A 4,768-nucleotide genomic window follows, 5' to 3' on the forward strand; every position below is an offset into this window, starting at 1 on the left:
GCTCAGTGTCTCGAGGCCTTCGGCAAGCTCGCTCAGCCGGTCGGCGCGCACCGGATAGCCGCCCGTCTCGGCCATCACCCAGCCCGTGCCAGTGCGCTCGAGGGTGTAGGATTCGTCGGCAAGCGTCACCTTGATGGCGCCTGTGTCACCGCGCACGGCAGAGAAATTCTTCAGTACCGGATCGCCCGTTCGCGGGCTGATATCATTTGTGCGCGGCGCAAACAGTCCCATCAGCAAAAGGCAGATCCACAGCGCCACGGCGGCTATGGAGAGCCGCTCGATCGTCTTGCGGCGGCGGGTGTCGAGGACGGCGCTCATGAGGCCGGCCTCGCGCGGCGGCGCCACCAGACAAACACGCCCAGCGCGCCAATAATGATCGGGCCGCCAAAGATATTTATGAATTTGAGCCAGTATTCGAGGCCATCGATCTCCCGGCGGAAATCCCGCTCGATCGACCGCAGGCGCGAGCGCGTTTCGACGATGTCTTCGCGCAGCTGTGCAAGCTCGGTACGTTCTGCCTCATTGAGATTCGCTTCAAGATCGCCCTCGAAGAAGCCGTCCGTGGAGCCGACCTGCTGGAGTTCTTCGAGGCGGGCCTGGGACTCTTCGAGGCTGCTTTCGAGGCGCGCCTGCTCGTCGAAGAAGCGCTCCTGGGCTGCATCGCGCATCGCTTCGACGCGGGTCATCGGACGGCGGCTCGATGAGCGCGCCCGCAGGCTGAGCAGGTTCGCGTCGCCTGACAGCACATCGACCGCATTCATCAGGAAACTGCCATTGTCGGCAAAGGCGGTCGCATTTTCGAGGTTCACGTAAAGCCCGTCATCGACCATGTCGGCATCCGACACGATGAGGAGTTCAGCGTCGCGGTCACTGGTGGAAATGTGCGGCAGCGCCCGCTCGGCTTCGGCGCGGGCCAGTTCGGCCAGCACCGCATCTTCGGGCATATCGGGCTCAGGCGCCCCATCCGGGAAGGCTGTAACGAGCGGGCCATGCACGCGGACGGCGAGCGCCTTCGCGCCATCCTTGGCCTCATAAAGCTCGAGCGTGTCCTGTGGCGAAAGCTCGGTTACCGCGCGGTCCGCCGGGATCCAGGAGGGGGCAGGCCCGGTCTCGATCAGCACTTCCTTGTCGATCGGCGACTCCTCGTCGAGGATAAGCGCGCCCGGGGCGCCAAAATTGACGGTGCGGCTGAGGTCTGCGGTGATCAGGCTCTCGCGCGACATCATGGAAGGCGGGGCTGCGAGATAGAGTGGATGGCGCAGTACGGTAGTGCGTCCTTCGCCGGCCTCCGCCTGGATGGGCAGCGCGCTTTGTGTGTCGGCGACTGCCTCTTCGGACAAGGTGATGCCCCAGCGCGCGCCAAACCGGCCAAGGTCTGAGCGGATCTGGCGATCATTGAGGGCCGCAAATGAGCTGCCCTGCGCCGTCTTGGCAGCCGGATCGACCAGGATGATGGCCCGGCCTGTGCGCAGGATGAACTGGTCGATGAGCCAGGCCTGCCATTCATTCAATTCCGGCGGATGCACCATGATAAGCAGGTCCATCTCCTCAGGCAGGGAGAAGAAGTCCTCATCGATCTGTTCGAGCGTGAAGCTCTTTGCGATCTCCTGCAGGAAAGTATATCCGCTATCGCGCCCGTCGCCGCTCATGCCCTGCAGCGTGGACAGGACGCCGATCACGGGGGGCTCTGGCCGGTCAAGGCGGGCAATGAGACGGGTGAGATCATATTCCAGAGTCTCTTCCTGCTCTGGCGCAAGGAAGGGAATGACGCGCTCATCATCAACGGTATTGCGGCCAATCAGGCCAAAATAAAGCGGGTCGGTGCCGTCCGTATCGACCGCGACAATGCCAGCGGCCAGCGCTTCATCCTCGGCTTCGGAGAAGGGCTCAGGATCAATCTCGCGCACGCGCAGATCGGCGCCGCCGACGGCCTTGTAGGCATCGAGCAATTCGCGCACCCGGGTCGCATAGGCGCGCACGGCCGGATAGTCCTGCCCGACGCGGCGGGTATAGACGAAGGTGAGGTCGACAGGCTCCTCGAGGCTGCCGATCACATTCTTGGTCCCGTCAGACAGCGTGTAGAGATTTGTTTCGGTAAAGTCCGCCCGCGCGCCGCGCAGCACAGGCTGCAGGATCAGCGTCGCGGCGATGAAGATCGCGATCAGCAGCGCCGTCGCGGCAGGCAGAAAGGCGCGCGCGGTCATCGTGAGGCGCTCCGTCTCTGCGACACCCAGATGACGTTGAGCGCCAGCCAGAGAGCGACAAAACCGATGAAGAAGAGAAAGGATCGCAATTCAAGAACGCCGCGTTCCGCCGTCTCGAAATGCGTGAGGAAGGAGAATTGCGCGACAAGATCGCCCGTGGTGGACCCCATCAGGCCCGACACAGCCCCGACCACCATGGGCCAGCCGGCGGCCGTGAAGATGAAGGCGATAACCGCGCCGATAATATAAGCCAGAACCTGGCTGTTCACGAGCGCCGAGACCGCCGCGCCGATAGAGAGATACGCCCCCGCCATGATCAGGCTCATCAGATATGTGAGCAGGATGGACGCATTGTCCGGGGCGCCCAGATAATTGACCGTGATCCACATCGGGAAGGTGAAAAACAGGCTGAGCGCGGCCACCGTCCAGGCCGCAAGCAGCTTGCCTGCCGCCAGCCCCGTAATCGTGACCGGCATGGACAGGAGGATCTCTGCCGTCCCGTCGCCACCTTCATCGGCCCAGAGTCGCATCGAAAGCGCCGGCATGAAGATCATGTACAGCCACGGATGCCAGTAGAAGAAGGGCGATAGATCGGCCGCACCCGTCTCGAAAAACCGGGAGGCTTCCCAGGTGAAGAAGCCGAGCATCATCAGGAAGATCGCGATGAAGACATAGGCGAGCGGCGTCGCGAAATAAGCGCGCAATTCGCGCATATAGCTGGCGCGCAGGCCCGTAAGCGTGTCCTCGAACCAGACTTTCATGCCGCGTCGACCTCATTGGCATCTGTCAGTTTGATGAACGTCTCTTCGAGGCCGCCGCCATTCTCCGTGGCGAGGCTGTCCGGCGTGCCGTCAGCGACAATGCGACCGCGAGCGAGGATGATCGCCCGGTTGCACATGGCGGGGACCTCTTCGAGCGTATGGGTCGAGATCAGGATCGCCTTGTCCGGCGCCATCCGGGCGATAAGGGCGCGCACAGCCCGTTTCTGGATCGGGTCGAGCCCGTCTGTCGGTTCATCGAGGACAAGAACGTCCGGATCATGCAGCAGCGCCCCGGCAAGGCCGACCCGGCGCCTGTAGCCCTTGGATAGCGCGCCAATCCGCTTGGAGGTGACGCTGGCGATCCGGGCATCGGCGATCACGCGGTCGATTGCAGGCGCGCGCGTCTTTGTGTCGAGGTCGCGCGCAGCGGCCATGAATTTCAGGAATTCGACAGGCGTCATGTCCTTGTAGAGCGGTGCCCCTTCGGGCAGGTAGCCGAGCCGCCGCTGCGCTTCGCGGCGGGCGGCGACCACTGAGTGACCGCCGATCAGGACATCGCCCTTGTCCGGCTCGATCACGCCGGCAACCATGCGCATCGTCGTCGATTTACCCGCACCATTAGGCCCGAGAAAGCCCAGCACTTCGCCCTTCTGCAGGGTAAAGCTGACCGCATCGACAGCCTTGTGTTCACCAAAGGATTTCGCGAGCTGCTTTAATTCGAGCATGTACCGGACCCGTTGCCTGTCGCAATCGCCTACCTAACCGCCTCTCGATGGACTGGCCAGAGGCAGGGTGAGCAAATCACACGCAAACAGCCCCATGTGAAAGAAATTTCACCTAAAGGCTTGCAAGGAATTTCCCGAAAATTGAAACTGAGGGAGATGAAGTCGGGTAAAGGCTAATACAGGTAGCCCGGGGGGCTGGGGGGGCTGATGGGTCCGGGAAACCTGCTGGACACCTTCACCCGACAATTGCAAGGTGGCTGTAATCGGCGGCGCCCGCAAGGCGAGAATGCGGCTAAATCCTGTCAGACGCATTAAATATGCGTCATCTGTTTTGACCAAGGAGACCAGACAGTTTCCATGAGCAATGTGACATCGCTTCAGAGAGCGCGGCAGCCAAATGTTGCCTTCCACCGCACGGAAATGAGCAAGATCCTGAATGTTTACGGAAAAATGGTCATGTCAGGCCAGGCAAGGGATTATGGGATCGGCATGTTCCGCGATCATGCGGTCTTCGCGATCTATCGACGCCACGCCGAAGCGCCGACCTGGCGGATCGAAAAAACGCCCGCGCTCAGGAATCAGCAGGGCGCCTATATCGTCTATGGCAGCCAGAATCAGATCCTCAAACGCGGCCACGACATCGAACAGGTCCTGAAAGTCTTCGAGACCCGCAAATTCGATATCATTTCGAGCAATTAAGCCGCGCCAGAGCCTGACTTAACGGCCGGTCAGCTTCTGGAGCATGCCGAGCACACCGGTAAGTTTGATGCCGGCTTCACTAACGGCGAGTGCCATACAGACCCCATCCTCATCGGCGACCGGCTGGTGAAAGTCGGTTGGTGTCTGCCTGCTAATGTCGCCCGGACCATAGCTGCCGGTCCTGTCGGTAAAGCCGCCCTGCACGACCAGCGTGAACTCGTCCTCACGGTGGCTGTGATGCGGGACAGAACACCCAGGCTCAATTCTGTAAAGATGGGCATGCTCGCTTGCGCCTTCCGCAAGATCGAGGCGGCTGACGCCCCGCGTCAGCTTTTGCCAGCCTGCGCGCTCGCGCGCAATGATCGCCTCACCGCGCAAG

General features: G+C 61.7%; 6 protein-coding genes. 1 reads left to right on the forward strand and 5 read right to left on the reverse strand.

Going from position 1 to position 4,768, the window contains the following annotated elements; translation table 11 throughout:
• From WA989_RS12615 to WA989_RS12630, 4 genes are all read right to left on the reverse strand, one after another.
• A partial coding sequence (locus WA989_RS12615; protein WP_424340845.1) for a hypothetical protein occupies positions 1-318 on the reverse strand: 318 nt, incomplete at its 3' end.
• Positions 315-2,204 carry a Gldg family protein gene (locus WA989_RS12620; RefSeq protein ID WP_424340846.1) on the reverse strand — a complete coding sequence of 630 codons (1,890 nt, stop codon included), beginning with the start codon at positions 2,202-2,204 and terminating at the stop codon, positions 315-317. The genes WA989_RS12615 and WA989_RS12620, both read right to left, overlap by 4 nt.
• Positions 2,201-2,965 (reverse strand): ABC transporter permease subunit, encoded by a 765-nt coding sequence (locus WA989_RS12625; RefSeq protein ID WP_424340847.1) that lies wholly within the window; start codon positions 2,963-2,965, stop codon positions 2,201-2,203. The genes WA989_RS12620 and WA989_RS12625 overlap by 4 nt, the downstream gene beginning before the upstream one ends.
• Complete coding sequence (locus WA989_RS12630) at positions 2,962-3,690, reverse strand: ABC transporter ATP-binding protein (RefSeq protein WP_424340848.1); 729 nt, start codon at positions 3,688-3,690, stop codon at positions 2,962-2,964. Before WA989_RS12630 ends, WA989_RS12625 begins: the two co-directional genes overlap by 4 nt.
• A gap of 357 nt (positions 3,691-4,047) precedes the next feature.
• Here WA989_RS12630 and WA989_RS12635 point away from each other — a divergent pair, with 357 nt between their 5' ends.
• Complete coding sequence (locus tag WA989_RS12635) at positions 4,048-4,389, forward strand: DUF2794 domain-containing protein (protein WP_424340849.1); 342 nt, start codon at positions 4,048-4,050, stop codon at positions 4,387-4,389.
• 18 nt (positions 4,390-4,407) lie between these two features.
• Here the strand turns inward: WA989_RS12635 and WA989_RS12640 are convergent.
• Positions 4,408-4,768, reverse strand: a 361-nt coding sequence (locus tag WA989_RS12640) for a cupin domain-containing protein (RefSeq protein WP_424340850.1), incomplete at its 5' end; no start/stop codon positions are given.

It is taken from the genome of Henriciella sp., assembly GCF_049649345.1.
In the GTDB taxonomy this organism is placed as follows: Bacteria; Pseudomonadota; Alphaproteobacteria; order Caulobacterales; family Hyphomonadaceae; genus Henriciella.

Coding starts and splice junctions, on each gene's coding strand:
- WA989_RS12620 (WP_424340846.1), bottom strand. CDS start 2,204: ATGACCGCGCGCGCCTTTCTGCCTGCCGCGACGGCGCTGCTGATCGCG.
- WA989_RS12625 (WP_424340847.1), bottom strand. CDS start 2,965: ATGAAAGTCTGGTTCGAGGACACGCTTACGGGCCTGCGCGCCAGCTAT.
- WA989_RS12630 (WP_424340848.1), bottom strand. CDS start 3,690: ATGCTCGAATTAAAGCAGCTCGCGAAATCCTTTGGTGAACACAAGGCT.
- WA989_RS12635 (WP_424340849.1), top strand. CDS start 4,048: ATGAGCAATGTGACATCGCTTCAGAGAGCGCGGCAGCCAAATGTTGCC.